The 15,446-nt window shown below is 64.6% G+C and carries 15 protein-coding genes; 10 read left to right on the top strand and 5 right to left on the bottom strand.

The window, feature by feature from the left end; genetic code table 11:
- Window positions 1-132 precede the first annotated feature (132 nt).
- Window positions 133-1,467: a hypothetical protein gene (locus QCE69_RS28400; RefSeq protein ID WP_309934309.1), complete on the top strand. Its 1,335-nt coding sequence runs from the start codon at window positions 133-135 to the stop codon at window positions 1,465-1,467.
- Window positions 1,468-1,549: 82 nt separating this feature from the next.
- Here the strand turns inward: QCE69_RS28400 and QCE69_RS28395 are convergent, their stop codons facing one another.
- The gene (locus tag QCE69_RS28395) at window positions 1,550-2,104 is read right to left on the bottom strand and encodes an NADPH-dependent FMN reductase (protein WP_309925474.1); all 555 of its coding nucleotides are present in this window, start codon (window positions 2,102-2,104) and stop codon (window positions 1,550-1,552) included.
- 725 nt (window positions 2,105-2,829) lie between these two features.
- On the opposite strand from QCE69_RS28395, the gene QCE69_RS28390 reads away from it, so the two are divergent.
- Window positions 2,830-3,081, top strand: coding sequence for a DUF4148 domain-containing protein (locus QCE69_RS28390; protein ID WP_309925472.1), 252 nt, complete (start codon window positions 2,830-2,832; stop codon window positions 3,079-3,081).
- Between the two features lie 123 nt (window positions 3,082-3,204).
- Here QCE69_RS28390 and QCE69_RS28385 read toward each other — a convergent pair whose 3' ends face one another.
- On the bottom strand, window positions 3,205-4,137 hold the full coding sequence (locus QCE69_RS28385) for an AEC family transporter (RefSeq protein WP_309934307.1): 933 nt from the start codon (window positions 4,135-4,137) through the stop codon (window positions 3,205-3,207).
- Window positions 4,138-4,672: 535 nt separating this feature from the next.
- On the opposite strand from QCE69_RS28385, the gene QCE69_RS28380 reads away from it, so the two are divergent.
- The gene (locus QCE69_RS28380) at window positions 4,673-5,236 is read left to right on the top strand and encodes a lipocalin family protein (RefSeq protein ID WP_409021243.1); all 564 of its coding nucleotides are present in this window, start codon (window positions 4,673-4,675) and stop codon (window positions 5,234-5,236) included.
- A gap of 11 nt (window positions 5,237-5,247) precedes the next feature.
- Here QCE69_RS28380 and QCE69_RS28375 read toward each other — a convergent pair whose 3' ends face one another.
- Together QCE69_RS28375 and QCE69_RS28370 are read right to left on the bottom strand one after the other, a co-directional pair.
- Window positions 5,248-5,505 (bottom strand): hypothetical protein, encoded by a 258-nt coding sequence (locus QCE69_RS28375; protein WP_404985754.1) that lies wholly within the window; start codon window positions 5,503-5,505, stop codon window positions 5,248-5,250.
- A gap of 91 nt (window positions 5,506-5,596) precedes the next feature.
- Window positions 5,597-7,051 carry a sigma 54-interacting transcriptional regulator gene (locus QCE69_RS28370; RefSeq protein WP_309927468.1) on the bottom strand — a complete coding sequence of 485 codons (1,455 nt, stop codon included), beginning with the start codon at window positions 7,049-7,051 and terminating at the stop codon, window positions 5,597-5,599.
- A 322-nt stretch (window positions 7,052-7,373) separates the two neighbouring features.
- Here QCE69_RS28370 and QCE69_RS28365 point away from each other — a divergent pair, with 322 nt between their 5' ends.
- From QCE69_RS28365 to QCE69_RS28350, 4 genes are all read left to right on the top strand, one after another.
- The gene (locus tag QCE69_RS28365) at window positions 7,374-8,774 is read left to right on the top strand and encodes a GntP family permease (protein ID WP_309925466.1); all 1,401 of its coding nucleotides are present in this window, start codon (window positions 7,374-7,376) and stop codon (window positions 8,772-8,774) included.
- 109 nt (window positions 8,775-8,883) lie between these two features.
- The gene (locus QCE69_RS28360) at window positions 8,884-9,678 is read left to right on the top strand and encodes a 3-hydroxybutyrate dehydrogenase (RefSeq protein ID WP_309934304.1); all 795 of its coding nucleotides are present in this window, start codon (window positions 8,884-8,886) and stop codon (window positions 9,676-9,678) included.
- Window positions 9,679-9,843: 165 nt separating this feature from the next.
- Window positions 9,844-11,403 carry a methyl-accepting chemotaxis protein gene (locus tag QCE69_RS28355; protein ID WP_309934303.1) on the top strand — a complete coding sequence of 520 codons (1,560 nt, stop codon included), beginning with the start codon at window positions 9,844-9,846 and terminating at the stop codon, window positions 11,401-11,403.
- A 90-nt stretch (window positions 11,404-11,493) separates the two neighbouring features.
- On the top strand, window positions 11,494-11,727 hold the full coding sequence (locus tag QCE69_RS28350; RefSeq protein ID WP_061120011.1) for a hypothetical protein: 234 nt from the start codon (window positions 11,494-11,496) through the stop codon (window positions 11,725-11,727).
- Between the two features lie 9 nt (window positions 11,728-11,736).
- Here the strand turns inward: QCE69_RS28350 and QCE69_RS28345 are convergent, their stop codons facing one another.
- A complete protein-coding gene (locus QCE69_RS28345) occupies window positions 11,737-13,755 on the bottom strand; it encodes an AI-2E family transporter (protein ID WP_309925458.1) in 2,019 nt (672 codons plus the stop codon).
- Between the two features lie 251 nt (window positions 13,756-14,006).
- Between QCE69_RS28345 and QCE69_RS28340 the strand changes: the two genes are divergently transcribed.
- From QCE69_RS28340 to QCE69_RS28330, 3 genes are all read left to right on the top strand, one after another.
- Window positions 14,007-14,192, top strand: coding sequence for a DUF1289 domain-containing protein (locus tag QCE69_RS28340; RefSeq protein WP_309934301.1), 186 nt, complete (start codon window positions 14,007-14,009; stop codon window positions 14,190-14,192).
- A gap of 102 nt (window positions 14,193-14,294) precedes the next feature.
- Entirely contained in the window at window positions 14,295-14,612 is a 318-nt protein-coding gene (locus QCE69_RS28335) for a hypothetical protein (protein ID WP_309925454.1), read from the top strand.
- 163 nt (window positions 14,613-14,775) lie between these two features.
- Window positions 14,776-15,396 carry a glutathione S-transferase gene (locus tag QCE69_RS28330; protein WP_309925452.1) on the top strand — a complete coding sequence of 207 codons (621 nt, stop codon included), beginning with the start codon at window positions 14,776-14,778 and terminating at the stop codon, window positions 15,394-15,396.
- Window positions 15,397-15,446 lie beyond the last annotated feature (50 nt).

Genomic DNA, 15,446 nt, shown 5'->3' with positions numbered 1-15,446 from the left:
GCGCCCGCTGCCAGGCGCTCGCCGGGCGGTTCTCAATGCGCAGGCATCCGGCACGCGAGTTGCGTGATCGTCTCCATGTGCGGCGGCACTCTTCCGCCGGTACGACCTTTCGCCCATCCTCAGGAGGCGCACATGCGACACACCGTTATCGGAGTTTTCGACACCTACGCGCAAGCCGAGGATGCACGCTCGGCCCTCATGACCGCCGGCTTTGCGCGCGCCGACATCGAACTCCAGGCCAATCCGAAACGCGACGACGCCGCCGCGCCCTCCGACTTGCCCGACGCCGAAACCCACGAGCAACCCGGCATGCTTGCGAGCATCGAGCGCTTTTTCAGCATGCTGTTCGGCGGCCGCGATCAGCCGCCCGAGGTGGCGCATTACTCGGAAGCCGTGCGACGCGGCGCGGTGCTGGTGGCAGTGGATACGCCCAGCGTCGAGCAGGCCGACATCGCGCGGGCGACGCTGACGGATCAGGGTGCAATCGACATCGACGAACGCGCCGCAAGCTGGACTACGCTCGAACACGGCGGGACGGATGCGCCACTACGCGCTGAAGACGAGCGCGATCACTCGGTGCTCGACGAACTCGGTCTGGGACGTGGCAGCGCCGTGCCGGGACGCGAGCCGGTGAATGATCCGAGCATGACTTGGTCGGGCGCGCGCGCCTACCCGCGCACGGATGCTTCGGATCAGGCCGCGGAACCGCTGCTGGATCCGCTCGCGGATCCTTTGGGCGACCCGCTGACGCGTCGCGACGCCGCCGCAGTGGCGCCACGCGATTACGTCAGCGATCCCGCAGACGATCCGTTGCTGGGACGTCAGGTGTCGTCGCAGACACAGAGCCAGTCGATGCGCAGCGCCACTGAGCCGCTGACCGGGACGACCGGTGGACTGGGAAGTGACTCGCTGTCCGAACGCGATGCCCTCGCTGGTCGCGATCCGCTGAGCACGACCGGCGCCGTTCCGCCGGCAACTTCGCGCGAGCCGTTGCCTGGCGTGCGCACCGACACAGGATCCGAATGGCGCTCGGTCGAGCCGTTGAGCCCGCTCGACGAACCGGCCGCGCCGTATCAAGCCGGCGCGGCGCGCGCGGTGGGATCGTCGCCGGATCCGGTCATCGCCTCGGCTGGAACGCAGGCCGCCGGCCCGGTCGGTCCGGGCGGATCGGCAGTGCCTCCGAGCGTGCCGAACGAGTACATGGAATATGAGGAGGATTTCCGCGCGGACTACGACGCGAAATACATGGCGACCGGCGAGCCGTACGAGGACTATCAGGGCGCATACCGCTATGGCGCGATGCTCGGCAACGACGATCGTTTCCGCAGCCGCGCGTGGGACGATCAGATGGAATATGAGATGCAGCGCGACTGGGAAAGCCGGCATCCGGAAGGCCACACGTGGGAGCGCTTCAAGGCCGCAGTGCGTCATGGCTGGGATCGTGTGACGGGACACCATCACGTTTGAATCCCGTTCCTGCGAAAAGACAATCGGCCCGCGCAAGCGGGCCGATTTTTTTATCCGCCGAACGGTCGGCGCGCGTCCGCCATCAAGCCGCCGCGCGCTCGCGCACCCACGCGACATACTTGTCCACGAAGCTTTGCAGATACTGGCGCGTGTCGTCCGCGAGGATTTTTCCGCTGGCATCGATGCGCTTGTCATCGTGCTTGATGTACATCTCCGGCTGGTTCATCAGCGCGATGTCGAGGTAGGCGCACACGCCGCGCAGATGCGACTGCGCGATCGCCGTGCCGATCGCCCCCACCGAGGTCCCGATGATCGCGCCCGGCTTGCCGCCCCACACGCTGTGGCCCCACGGCCGCGAGCCCCAGTCGAGCGCATTCTTCAGCACGCCGGGCATCGAGCGGTTGTATTCGGGCGTGACGATCAACAGCCCGTCGGCTTCCGCAATCCTCTGCTTGAACGCGCGCGCGGGCTCGGGGTAATCGCTGTCGTAGTCCTGGCTGTACAGCGGCAGGCTGCCGATATCGAGAAACTCGAATGAGAAATCGTCCGGTGCAAGTGATACGAGTGCGTGCGCGAGCTGCTTGTTGAACGACTCGCGCCGCAGGCTTCCTACGATCACCGCGATCTTCAAGGCCATGAGATCTCCCCGTCAAAGGATCCAAAGGTAGGTGGCACGGACCCATTCAGCGGTCCGCATGCGCGGTCGAAGATGACGCGCGCGAGCCTCATGATAGGCGGATCGCATGAAAGCTGAAAACGCCTGGATTTCGTCGTGCGCCTATTTTTGCGAAGAATTGAGCAATCCAGTTCGGACCGCACTGCGACGCGGTTCGCGCCCCTCTATCCCCATCTTTATCCACAGAAACTGTGGATAAGTTGAACGCAAGCCTACGGCGCGTTTAGTTTTGATACGCAAACGAAACAAAGCGCCTCGCGCAAACGAATCAACTGCGGATTCGATTGCGCGAATTAGACCGCTCTTCGGCTGGAGAGGACGTCGCAGCACGGGGCGGGCTGATGATCTAGCCGCGCTGCAAGAATGTTGCTCGCGTGGCGTCTGCTGCTGCAAAGGCCGCCCGCGAAGCAATCAATGTGACAAAAACCGGGATCATTTGATAGGTCGAATCAAGTTTGCGTCAGGTTGCGCTTTGACCGCCGATTCAGCCCGATCTGTGAAGCTTCTGCATACAAATGCGTAAGCGACCGGTTTATCGTTACTGATGTCGCAACAATCATGGGCCAGCCATTCAATCGCATTCGACAACAATGTGTTGGCTCAATCGGTATTTTTGTCCAATAGGTTTCCTTCTAGACTTTTCCTCAAGCGTCACCCGGCGCAGGAACGGAATCAGGAGAGTTGACATGAGGAACGCCAAAACTACGTTGATCGGCGGTGTGCTGTTGTCTGCGCTGCTCGCGACGGCTCCGGCCTTCGCGCAATCGGCATACGGTGGCAAGACGCGCGCGGAAGTCAAAGCGGAACTGGCGAGCGCACGCAGCGCCGGCGATCTGGACGCCGTCAACGCCCTGAGTTATCCGCAACTGCGGCCGTATCAGGAACGCCATGCGCAGCAACTGCGCGCCGATGCGGACAACGGCCACACCACGCGCTGATCGTTCGCGCCGCATATTCAGAGGAAGCCAGTCTGAGCCCTCCCTCCTCCACCATCGAACAGAAGGTGGTTCCGCCCGACGCACCCGCGCCGGGCGTTTTTTTGCCCCCGCTGCGGCATGGGCTTAAAGCAGCATCGTCAGACAGGCGGTCACGGTGACGAGCGAGCAGACGGTCGAGACGAGAATCGTGTTCGACGTCACGCCGCCCTCCCGCCGATAGAACTCAGCCAGCATGAACGGCCCCGTGCCGGTCGGCAGCGCGCTCAGGATCACGGCGGTCTTCGCCCACAGCGGCGGCAGCTCGAACACATGAAACGCCAGCCACCACGTCAGCAACGGCTGCGCGATCAGCTTGAGCATGACGAGCGCGCCGATGGTCCGCTTGTCGTGCGCGCCGGTCTTCGCGCCGAGAAACAGGCCGAGCGCCACGAGCGCACCCGGACTGGCCGCATTGCCGAGCAGTTTCAGCAATGCCTCGACGCCCTGCGGCACATGCACGCCGGCGCCACTCATCACCGCGCCCGCCAGCGGCGCGATCAGCAAGGGATTCTTCGCGAGCGACTTCGCGACATTGACGAGCGTCGCCCATGGATGCTTTTCGCGCTGGAGCCCCAGTTCTATCAGCACGATCGCGATGGCGAACAACACGCACACCGTCATGATCATCCCGATGACGGCAGGTGCAAGACTCGCGTCGCCGAATGCAAGCAGACAGAGCGGCAGCCCGATGAAGCCGCTGTTCGGATACGCCGCGTTGAGTCCGTCGATGCTCGCGTCCGCGAGCGGCCGCGCCTGAAGCAGGCGGACGACGAGTGTCGCGATGAAGATGACCGCCGAGCCGATGCCGAACGCGGCGATGAACGCGGGCTGGTCGAGCGAGGCCCATGGCGTTCTTGCCATGATGTCGAAGAGTAGCGCGGGCAGCGCGAGATAGACGACGAAGCGATTGAGTTCCGAAGCGGCCGACGGCCCCAGCTTGTTAAGTTTGCGGCACGCGTAGCCGGCAAAGATCAGACCGAAGACGGGCAAGATGATGGTGAAGAGCGGCGTGAGCAAGGCGGTGACGAGCGTGTCCGGGAAGGTGCGAGAGGATACCGCGAGTCAAAAAGGTGAGACGTTGCGGGAGTGCGGCAACGGTGAGTGGCGTGGTGCCAAGGCGACTCACTCCAGCTTTATCCGTACGGATATCGAAATATTCGATCAAGCTGATTCCCATGTTTAAGTACGCAATGCAAGTCTCTGTTTCAGAACGCATTAAATTGAGCGCGGAGACCCGGGCTTCGCCGTTCGTCGTGACGATATGCAATCGGGCAAAAGGACGAGTCGACGTGCGCCGAGCGATCCATCCGGCTTGAGGTGAGGGAATTCGGGACGTCGCGAAAGGTGAGCCGCCGCGATCGTCCGAGCTCCCCGAAACCGCCATTTTCCCGCACATTCAGGCGTATTCATGCTCTGCGGGAGGCGCACGGGACCTCATCAAGCGGTTTGAATCGCGTGAAAGGTGAGGATCTTCGGGAGCATCGCGATTCGGAACGAAGCTTGCTGCATCCCTGTTTTTCGAACACTTTTAACGCGTTGAAGCGACATGACAATGAAGAAAGCCTTGGCTTGGGGCGCTGCGGCGCTCGTGCTGATCGGCGGTATAGGCGCGCTGGCCGCGTGCGCATCGAACGGCGCGCGCAAGAAGGGCAACGGACACGTTCCGGAGCCGTCGAAAGCGGTCGATCTCGATCGCTATCTGGGTCATTGGCACGAGTTCGCCCGCTATGAGAACCGCTTCGAACGTAACTGCGAAGCGGTCACGGCGAACTATGCGCGGCGCGAAGATGGCCTCGTGTCGGTCATCAACGGCTGTCGACAAGGCGGGCTTGATGGCCCCTATCGTTCCGCCGAAGGACGGGCGAAGGTCGTGCCGGGCTCGAACGGCACCAAGCTGAAGGTGTCGTTCTTCGGGCCGTTCTATGTCGGCGACTACTGGATCCTCGATCACGCCGACGACTATTCCTGGTCGATCGTCGGCGAGCCGAGCGGACGCTATCTGTGGATTCTCACGCGCGATGCGAAGCCATCGGCGGAACTGCGCCGGCTGCTGATGACGCGGACGCAGGCGCTCGGCTACGACACCACGATGCTGCGCGAGACGCAGCACGACTGAACCCTGAAGGCTTACTGGCCCGCCTTGCAGGCGACGAGCAGCGTGTTCTGATTGTTGTCGGTGGATTGATCGAGGACATCGTAACCGCTCGGACAGAGCGCCTTCGCGTTGTCGGTGCAGTTGCGCCAGCCGCCGTATCCGGGGCACTGGATCTGCTGCGTGGGACGTCCATCGGCGGAGAACAGCGGCGGCGCGCTGCTGCATCCGGCGAGCGCCCACGCACTGCCTGCGAGCATGACTGAAAGGCCGATTGCCGTGCCGATCTTCATCCCTTACCCCTTTGATTCTTGGTCGTTATTTTCGATTTCGCGAGTATGCCACGCGGAGCTTTCGCGCCCCTGTAGTTGTGCGCGGCAAGCCTCAGACAGCAATCCCCAGCGCCGCGATCTTCTTGTAGAGCGTTGCGCGCCCGATGCCGATCCGCTCCGCCGCATCCGCCACGCGTCCACCGCTCGCGCGCAGCGCATCTGACAGATAGCGGCGCTCGAAGTCCGCCATCGCGTCCGCGTGGGACAGCAGCGGCGGTTCGGGATTGTCCGTCACGGCGGGTTCTGACTGCGCCGCGAGCACCACGCGATTGGCATCGATGAACGTACTCAGCGTGCGCGCGTCAATGTGCTGCGACTCCGACAGCATCAGCGCGCGCTCAAGCGTATTGCGGAGTTCGCGCACGTTGCCAGGCCACGGATACGCCTCGAGCAGCCGCAAGCCGTCCTTGTGCAGCACGAAGTGGCCGACATGCCCCGGACGCGTATCCGCCGAAAGGTCTTCGAGAATGGCGTAGGCGAGCGCCTCGATATCGTCGAGCCGTTCGCGCAATGGAGGTGCGTGGATGGTCAATACATTCAGACGATAGAACAGGTCCGCGCGAAAGCGCCCCGCCGCGACGAGCGCGGGCAAATCCGCCGAGGTCGCCGCGATGATACGAACATCTGCCCGCACGATGCGGTTCGAGCCGAGCGGCTCGAACTCCTTGTCCTGCAGCACGCGCAGGAGCTTGCCCTGGAGCGGCAGCGGCATGTCGCCGATTTCGTCGAGAAAGAGCGTGCCGCCGTCGGCCAGTTCGAACTTGCCGATGCGTCCGCGCCGCTCCGCGCCCGTGTAGGCGCCGGCGGCCGCGCCGAAGAACTCCACTTCGAGCAGCGTGTCCGGAATCGCCGCGACGTTCACCGTGACGAGCGGCTTGCCGGCGCGCGTCGAGGCGCCGTGAATCGCGTGTGCGAGCAGTTCCTTGCCGGTGCCGGTTTCGCCTAGCAACAACACAGGCGAATCGACCAGTGCCGCGCGCCGCGCCTGCCGCTTGACTTCGAGGCTCGCCGGACTCGTGCCGACGAAACTCGAAAACGTGTACTTCGCCCGCCGCGCCTGCGCGAGCGACTGCCGCGTGGCGATCAGTTCCTGCTGCACGCGTGCATAGTGCGCGAAGAGCGGCGTGAGCGCCTTCATTTCGTCGAACAACGCAAAGCCAATCCCGCCGATGGTCGTGCCCGCCTCGTCCTTGAGCGGCAGACGGGTGACGACGAGCGGCTCACGATCGGTTTCCAGCACATCGAGCAGGATCGGCTTGCCGGTCGCAACGACTTCGCGCATCAGGCTGTTGGGGATCACGCTTTCGCAGTCGAGACCGATGGCGTCCAGCGGATCCTCGAAGCCGAAGCGCGCCGCATAGCGCTTGTTGATCCACACGACGCGTGCGTCCGCATCGACGATGAAGGTGCCTTCGCTCAGATTCTCGAAGGTCTTGAACAGCGATTCCATCGCGCGACGCATCACGGCGCTATAGTCCGCAGGGACGTTGATCCAGTCGTTGCGCATGCCGTGCATGTCTCCTCATCTCGTTTTCGAGACTGACTATCTCAATTCGGAGACTGACGTGCAATCCGCATTGACACTAGTTTCGAACGAATGAAGCTGCCTCGAATGGAAAATTGCAGCTTTCGATTCGTCCCGAATCGGAGACATCGTCCTGAAATAGTGCGCCAGCATGCTCGCCGGAAGCGCGTCCCGCCTTGCTGCGCATGATCTGGCACGAAAGCTGCAATTGCCCGCGCGGCGCGTCACCCGCGCCGAAACGGCCTCCGGCGCTTCCAGAAAAGGCGCACGGGACGTTCAAGAACAAACCATTCACGGAGACTCAATGTCGTTCCTCATCGTGCTCGCCGCCCTGGCGTTCCTGATGCTCGCCGCCTATCGCGGCTACAGCGTCATCCTGTTCGCCCCGATCGCCGCGCTCGCGGCCGTCCTGCTCACCGATCCCGCCGCCGTCGCACCCGTGTTCTCCGGCATCTTCATGGAGAAGATGGTCGGCTTCGTCAAGCTCTACTTCCCCGTGTTCCTGCTCGGCGCCGTGTTCGGCAAGGTGATCGAACTGTCGGGCTTCTCCGAGTCGATCGTCGCCGCGGCGATCCGCTATATCGGCAAGTCGCGCGTCAATGCGGTGATCGTCGCTGTGTGCGCGCTGCTCACCTATGGCGGCGTGTCGCTGTTCGTCGTCGTGTTCGCGGTCTATCCGTTCGCGGCGGAGATGTATCGCCAGAGCAATATCCCGAAGCGCCTGATGCCCGGCGCCATCGCGCTCGGCGCCTTCTCCTTCACAATGGACTCGCTGCCCGGCACGCCGCAGATCCAGAACATCATCCCGACCACCTTCTTCAAGACGACCGGCTGGGCCGCGCCCTGGCTCGGCGTGATCGGCTCGGTGTTCATCATCGTGGTGGGCCTGACGTTCCTCGAATGGCGCCGTCGCTCGGCGATGGCCAAGGGCGAAGGCTACGGCACGTCGCTCGTGAATGAACCGGAACGCGTCGAGTCGACCTCGCTGCCCAATCCGATGCTGGCCATCGCGCCGCTGATCCTCGTCGGCGTGGCCAACTTCGCGCTGACCAAGTGGATTCCCACGTGGTACGGCGCAAGCTACACGGTCGCGCCTGAGGTGCTGCCCGGCATCCACGCGCCCGTCACGACGGCGGTCAAGACCGTCGTCGCGATCTGGGCCGTCGAAGGCGCGCTGCTGCTCGGCATCGTGCTCGTGCTGCTGACCGCGTTCGGTCGGGTGAAAGAGCGTTTCGCCGTGGGCACGCGCGCGGCGGTCGCGGGCGCGCTGCTCGCCGCGATGAACACGGCCTCCGAATACGGCTTCGGCGGCGTGATCGCGGCGTTGCCGGGCTTTCTGGTCGTGTCCGATGCGCTCAAGAGCATCCCGAACCCGCTCGTCAACGCAGCGATTTCGGTGAGCGCGCTCGCGGGCATCACAGGTTCCGCGTCGGGCGGCATGAGCATCGCGCTGGCCGCGATGTCCGATACGTTCATCGCCGGCGCGCAGGCCGCGCACATTCCGCTCGAAGTGCTGCACCGCGTGGTGGCGATGGCGTCCGGCGGCATGGACACCCTGCCGCATAACGGCGCGGTCATCACACTGCTGGCGGTGACCGGACTGACGCACCGCGAGTCGTATCGCGATATCTTCGCGGTGACGATCATCAAGACGCTCGCCGTGTTCTTCGTCATCACGGTCTACTACCTGACCGGCCTCGTCTGATGCGCCGGGTTGCCGCCGCCTTACCCACGGCAACCCCAATTCACGTCGCGCACACGACGCCGCACACTTCCGCGGAAGTCCACATTCAACCGAAGGAAATTCACCGCGTATGACTCAAACCGCATCGAACACTTCGCTCGCCGGCAAGACGGCGCTGGTCACCGGCTCGACGAGCGGCATCGGTCTCGGCATCGCGACGGCGCTGGCCCGCGCGGGCGCGAACCTCGTGCTCAACGGCTTCGGCGATGTCGAAGGCGCGCTCAAGCAGATCGAGGCAGCCGGCGCGAAAGCCGTGCATCACCCGGCGGACATGACCAAGCCGGACGAGATCGAAGCGATGATCGCCTTCGCGAACGACACGTTCGGCGGCCTCGACATCCTCGTGAACAACGCGGGCATCCAGCACGTGGCGACCATCGACGAGTTTCCGGTGGACCGCTGGGACGCCATCATCGCGATCAATTTGAGTTCGGCGTTCCATACGATGCGCGTCGCGCTGCCGCAGATGCGGTCGCGCAACTGGGGCCGCGTGATCAACATTGCGTCGGTGCACGGGCTGGTGGGCTCGGCGGGCAAGTCGGCCTACGTGGCTGCGAAGCACGGCATTCTCGGCCTGACCAAGGTGGCCGCGCTCGAAAACGCGCGCAGCGGCGTGACGGTCAACGCCATCTGCCCGGGTTTCGTGCTGACGCCGCTGGTGCAGAAACAGATCGACGATCTCGCCGCCCGCGAGTCGCTCTCCGCCGATGCCGCCCGCACCAAGCTGCTCGGCGACAAGCAGCCGTCGGCGCAATTCGTGACGGCACAGCAGATCGGCGACATGGCCGTATTCCTCTGTTCCGATGCCGCCAGCGAGATGCGCGGCTCGGCGCTGCAGATCGATGGCGGTTGGAGCGCGCAATAAAAAGCGCGTCGCGGCGGGCGCGCGTTATCGGCATAAAGCCCGCTGCACTTGAGCGTTTTGCTCGGATTCCCCTCAAGATCGTGGGGATATAGCCGTTATGTCCTTGTAAGTCACGGCGCGCCGCTCCCGACAAACGGCGCGCATCGAGAACGAAGCAAGGACATCATGCGCAACAATCAGCCCATTACCCAGCAAGAGTTCGAATTTCCCGCCTCGGAGATGCTCGTCTCCGCCACCGATCTCTCCGGCAACATCCAGTACTGCAATCCCGCCTTCGTTTCCGTCTCCGGCTTTTCGCGCGAAGAGCTGATTGGCGAGCCGCACAATCTGATCCGCCATCCCGACATGCCGCGCGAAGCGTTCGCCGATCTTTGGGCGACCATCCGCGCCGGACGGTCCTGGACCGCGCTGGTGAAGAATCGCCGCAAGGACGGCGATCACTACTGGGTGCGCGCGAACGTCACGCCGGTCATGGAGCACGGCACGGTGGTCGGCTATTTGTCGGTGCGCGTGAAGCCAACGCGCGACGAAGTGCGCGAAGCCGCCACGCTGTACGCGCAACTGAAGACCGGCGATGCGTCGCACCGGCTGGTGCGTGGCGCGCTCGTGAGAAAAGGCTTCGCGGGACAGCTCGCGGCGCTCGCGAACCTGCCGGTCCGCGCGCGCCTGGGACTGGGCTTCGCGGCCATGCCCGTCGCGATGCTGCTTGCCGCGCTGGCCGGCTGGCACGGCGCGCCGCCGCTGCCCTTCTGGTACGCGCTCGGCGCGGGCGCGGTGGTCGGCTTGGCGGGCTGGCTCGCCTTGTCGCGACAGGTGGATGCGCCCGTGCGCACGATGTCCGGCTTTGCCGCGCGCATGGCCGCCGGTGATCTGACCGTCGACATGCCCGATGCCCGCCACGACGATCTCGGCGACGTCCAGCGCGCGCTCGGCCAGTTGAAGGCAAACCTGGCGGCCATCGTGTTCGACGTGCGCGGGCAGATTGGCGGCATGCTCGACGCCGCCAACGAAATTTCGAGCGGCAACACGGATCTGTCGCGCCGCACGGAGATGCAGGCGGCCTCGCTCGAACAGACCGCCGCGACGATGGACCAGCTCACCACGACCGTGCAGGGCAACGCCGACGCCACCGTGCGCGCGCTGGAACTCGTCCGCGAAGCGCAGGCCGCAGCCGACGACGGCGGACGCATCGCGAGCCAGGTCGAGCAGACGATGGCAGGCATCACGGCGGCGTCGCGGCGCATCGCGGACATCACCGACGTGATCGACGGCATCGCCTTCCAGACCAATATCCTCGCGCTGAACGCGGCCGTCGAGGCAGCGCGCGCGGGCGAGGCGGGCCGCTCGTTCGCGGTCGTCGCAACCGAGGTGCGCAATCTCGCGCAGCGCTGCGCGGCGTCGGCGAAGGAAATCGAGGGCGTGGTGGCGACGAGCGTCGCGCAGATCGCGGAAGGCACGAGCCTCGTCACGCGCACGACGAGCCAGATGCGCGCCATCGACGAGGCCGTGAACCGCGTGTCGACGATCATCATGGAAGTCGCGAAGGCCAGCGGCGAGCAGGCGGACGGCATTGCGCAGGTGAATCAGGCCGTCGCCCATCTCGACGATTCGACCCAGCAGAACGCGGCGCTCGTCGAACAGGCGGCGGCCACGGCGCAACGGCTCGCGGAGCGCGCCGTGGTGCTCGACGAAGCCGTGCGGCTCTTCACCGTCGCGCGCGTCTAAGCGGACCGCAGCCGTGGCGGGAACGCGAAACCCGCATGGCTTGGTACTATCGGAGCATTGCCGAAGCAGGACCCACGAGGAGTGTCTCCGATGACCGCAGAGAACAATCGCGCGGAAGAAGCGCGAGCGATGGAACGTATCGTCAACGCCACGCGCCAGGTGCAATCCGCCTTCTTGGCGCTGCAAACCCAGTTTCCGCCCGAAGGCGACGGCCGTCCGTCACAGATGGCGCTGCAAACCTTCGACGCCGCGCTTCAGGAACTCGAGGACGCGCAGGCCGCCTTCGACACCATGCTCAACGATCTTTTCGACGGCAACCGCTGAGCTGCGGCATCAAGCGTTGCGCAGTTCGGGCACATCCTCGCGGGCGTCGCTGGGCGCGGGCGGGCCGTTGAGCGCGGCTTCGCCATCGGCGCCGCGCAGGCCGGCCCACGGCGCGCCATCGGTGGTCTGACGGCGCGCGGCGGCCACGCACGCCTCCACCAGTTCCCGGAAAGAAACCGCCGCCGAACTCGTCCGTACCAGCACTTCGCCCTGCAGCTCGCGATCCGGAAACACCAGTCCGACAATCAGCTCCGCCACCGGCGCGCGCTGATGCAGCCGGCGCAGCAGGTTGCGCAGATATGGCGGCGATTCGGCTGCGTCGAACGACACGACGCAGATGATCATCACGCCCGACAGGTCCACTTCGCCGAAACGGCCGCGCGAGAAGCGCTCGTAGCCGGCGAGATCGGCATACAGGCCGTGCTTGCGGAACAGCTGCACGGCGATGGTCGCGGCGAGATCGTCGAGTTCGCTGCGCCCGGCGATGCACAGCACCGACGCCGTGTGCCCTTCCTTCTCCGGATCGAAACGCGCGGGCGGCATTTCTGGCCGGAGCGCGGGCCTCTCGTCAGGGGATTCGAAGCTCGCGGGCAGGTCTTCCTTCGGAATCGCGGTCACGGCTGTATCGGCGGCGTCTTCCAGACCTTCGATGATGTCGAGCGCCGATTCGTTGATCCGCCGCAACTGGTCCGCCGTCACCACGCCGCGCAGTACGTCGTTGTGCGCGTAGCGCAGGCCTTCGAGCGCGACTTCGTCGTAATACGCGATCAGCGAACGCTCCTTCAGCAGCGTTTCGGCCTGGACCAGCGCTTCGTCGGGATCGTTCGCGAGCAGGCGCTGATAAAAGTTCTCGGCGGGCGTGAGCGCGGGCCGGTCGCCGAACAGCACGTCGAGGAACTCCAGCCGGTCCACGTGACGGCCGAGAATCACGAGACAGAGCGTGAGCGGCGTCGAGAGCACGAGGCCAATCGGCCCCCAGATCCAGCTCCAGAAAATCGCCGCGACGATCACCGCGAACGGCGACAGACCGGTGCTGTGCCCGTATAGCAGCGGCTCGACCACCTGCCCCGCGACGATGTCCGTCACGCCAAACAGCACGATGGTCCAGACGAGCATCGCCCAGCCGGGCCCGACGGCCGCCGCGAAGACCACGGCGACGATCGCCGCGATCCACGTCCCGACATACGGCACGAAGCGCAACAGCGCGGTCATCACGCCGAACAGCAGCGCGCCCGGCACGCCGATGATCGCAAGCCCGATGGAAATCACAATGCCCACGCCCATGTTGATGCCGAGCTGCGCGAGGAAATAGCGCGACAGGCGCCGCGCGGCCTCGTCCATGGCGGTGGTGGCGCGATGCAGGTCGCGCGAGCCGAACAGGCGGATCAGGCGGTCGCGCAGATCCTCACGCTGCAACAGGATGAACACCGCGACCACCAGCACGATGCCGGTGGTTTCCAGCGGACTGATGACCGGCGAGAGAAAGCGCTGCGCGAGTTCGAGCGGAGTCGGCGTCGGCTCGTGGACTTCGACGGGCATCGGCTGGTCGATGGGCGACGACGCCGGGTTGTCCTCGTTCTTCTGCTCCTGCTCACGGGCCGGCGAGATCCGCTTCAAGGCGCGTGACGCGCGGCCCAGGAACTCGTCGGCGCGGCCTACCGTGACGCGCTGGACGGCATCGACCTTGCGCTCGACGGCAACCTGGTATTTCGGCAGATCGCCGGCGAGTTGCGCCACCTGGGCGCCGATCAACGCGCCCACGGCCGTCAGCACCGACAGCGCGACCACCACCGCGACGATCACCGAAGGCACCTGGCCGAAGCGCAGGCGGCGCAGGAAATCGACGAACGGAGCGAGCAGGAAGCTCAGCAGGATGGCGAGAATGATCGGGATCATCACCGCGCGCCCGAAGTACAGCGCGCAGATCACGACGACTCCGGTAATCAGCGAGGCCAGCGCGCGCACGCCCGGCGCCTCGGGCGGCAGGATCTTGGCGGGAGGCCGGCGCGGGCCGGGAGCTTGAGGCATGGAGTCGGCTCGCTTCTGGAGAGGGCTAAGGGGCACGGCCGACGTCGCTGTCCGCCTGCTTCGCATTAAGCAAGGCGCGTGCCGCTCGACGCGCCTGCGCGCGCCTGAGGTGAGACGATGCGGGAGCCGGATTTTACTTCATTCATTGCAACGGTGAGGACATGCGGGAGCGCGTCGTGCTTCCCGCAAATGAACATGCGACGGTCTTGCTGTCGCCTCTCGCATTTTGCATAACGACGAACAAGGACATCATGGCAGTCGAATCACCCTGTATCGACATCTGCAAGTTCGATGACAAGACCGGCTTCTGCATCGGTTGCATGCGCACGAAGGACGAGTGCAAGCAGTGGAAGAAGATGAAGGACAAGCATCGCGTGCGCATCATCGACGAGCAACCGCAGCGCAAGGCCAAGCTCAAGAAACACAAGAAGAAATAAGGAACAAAGGCTGGACTGGTCGGCGGTAGGGTGATGCGGAAATGCCTGCGTCCGGAGGACTACACTGGGTATCTGTATGGCCCATCCTCACAGGAGCCTGTCATGAAAGTGAGTATTCCGCGTTGCACGTCCCTCACCTTCGCACTTGCCGCAATCCTGGCGGCGCCCGCCGCGCTCGCACAGCTTCATCCGAGCCCGGAAACCGACATGTACGCGCCGCAGAACAGCACGAAGCTCATGCCGAATGCGCCGCTCGGCAGCCAATATCCATCCCACGGCAATGCGCAGGCCGGCGAACTCAACCTCAATCCGTCCGATCCCCGCGCGCAACTCGTCAACGGCCTGCCGAACAATGCCAACAGCGGCGGCTACGGCTCGCCGCTCGCGGGCAACAAGGCAAACGTGCCAGCTTCGAACTAACATTGCCGCGCGGTGAGTCTTGAAGCGTTTTACCCGTCACCATTCTCGTTTCGAGAAGAGTGATTTGAATTTCCGTCCCATTCTCCCCTTGAAGGCAAGAACCCATACTTGATTCACCGGCCGCACCCACAACGCGGCCGACAATCAACCAGGGGATCTTGCCGTGAAGCTCTACACCTTTCCGCTGTCCGGACATGCGCACCGTGCGCAACTCATGCTCAATCTGCTGGCGATCGAGCATGACGAAGAATTCGTCGATCTCGCCAAAGGCGCCCACAAGACGCCGGACTTCCTCAAGCTGAATGTCTTCGGCCAAGTTCCTGTTCTGGTCGACGGCAAGCACGTCATCGCCGATTCGAACGCCATCCTCGTGTATCTCGCCCGCAAGTCGGTCGATACGAACTGGCTGCCGCACGATCCCGCCAAGGAAGCCGCCGTCCAGCGCTGGCTGTCGGTTGCAGCGGGGCAGATTGCCTTCGGGCCCGCCGCCGCGCGTCTCGTCACCGTCTTCGGCGCCAGATTCAACACGGAAGAAGTCATCGCGCGCGCTCATTCGATCCTCGGCGTCATCGATGCCCAACTGGCCTCGCGTGACTGGATCGCGGACATCGGCAGCGCGCATCCAACCATCGCCGATGTCGCGCTGTACAGCTATATCGCGAGCGCGCCCGAAGGCAACGTCGATCTGTCGGGTTACGCGAACGTCAACGCCTGGTTGCGCCGCGTCGAGGCGCTGCCCGGTTTCGTTCCCTTCAAAAAGACAGCCGCGGGGCTCGCGGCGTAAAGTCATCCGAGGCGGCGACGCCGCCTCACCGGCGTGTGGAGGCAACCCAT

The organism is Caballeronia sp. LZ032 (genome assembly GCF_031451315.1).
Taxonomy (GTDB): Bacteria; Pseudomonadota; Gammaproteobacteria; order Burkholderiales; family Burkholderiaceae; genus Caballeronia.
The sequence above is the reverse complement of the archived record's forward strand: the minus strand, read 5'-3'. Positions and strand labels throughout refer to the sequence as shown.

Bases quoted from the DNA above. Each gene is read 5' to 3' on its own strand.
- QCE69_RS28380 (WP_409021243.1), top strand. From the start codon at position 4,673: ATGAAGAAAGCCTTGGCTTGGGGCGCTGCGGCGCTCGTGCTGATCGGC.
- QCE69_RS28375 (WP_404985754.1), bottom strand. From the start codon at position 5,505: ATGAAGATCGGCACGGCAATCGGCCTTTCAGTCATGCTCGCAGGCAGT.
- QCE69_RS28370 (WP_309927468.1), bottom strand. From the start codon at position 7,051: ATGCGCAACGACTGGATCAACGTCCCTGCGGACTATAGCGCCGTGATG.
- QCE69_RS28360 (WP_309934304.1), top strand. From the start codon at position 8,884: ATGACTCAAACCGCATCGAACACTTCGCTCGCCGGCAAGACGGCGCTG.
- QCE69_RS28365 (WP_309925466.1), top strand. From the start codon at position 7,374: ATGTCGTTCCTCATCGTGCTCGCCGCCCTGGCGTTCCTGATGCTCGCC.
- QCE69_RS28400 (WP_309934309.1), top strand. From the start codon at position 133: ATGCGACACACCGTTATCGGAGTTTTCGACACCTACGCGCAAGCCGAG.
- QCE69_RS28395 (WP_309925474.1), bottom strand. From the start codon at position 2,104: ATGGCCTTGAAGATCGCGGTGATCGTAGGAAGCCTGCGGCGCGAGTCG.
- QCE69_RS28345 (WP_309925458.1), bottom strand. From the start codon at position 13,755: ATGCCTCAAGCTCCCGGCCCGCGCCGGCCTCCCGCCAAGATCCTGCCG.
- QCE69_RS28390 (WP_309925472.1), top strand. From the start codon at position 2,830: ATGAGGAACGCCAAAACTACGTTGATCGGCGGTGTGCTGTTGTCTGCG.
- QCE69_RS28335 (WP_309925454.1), top strand. From the start codon at position 14,295: ATGAAAGTGAGTATTCCGCGTTGCACGTCCCTCACCTTCGCACTTGCC.
- QCE69_RS28355 (WP_309934303.1), top strand. From the start codon at position 9,844: ATGCGCAACAATCAGCCCATTACCCAGCAAGAGTTCGAATTTCCCGCC.
- QCE69_RS28350 (WP_061120011.1), top strand. From the start codon at position 11,494: ATGACCGCAGAGAACAATCGCGCGGAAGAAGCGCGAGCGATGGAACGT.
- QCE69_RS28340 (WP_309934301.1), top strand. From the start codon at position 14,007: ATGGCAGTCGAATCACCCTGTATCGACATCTGCAAGTTCGATGACAAG.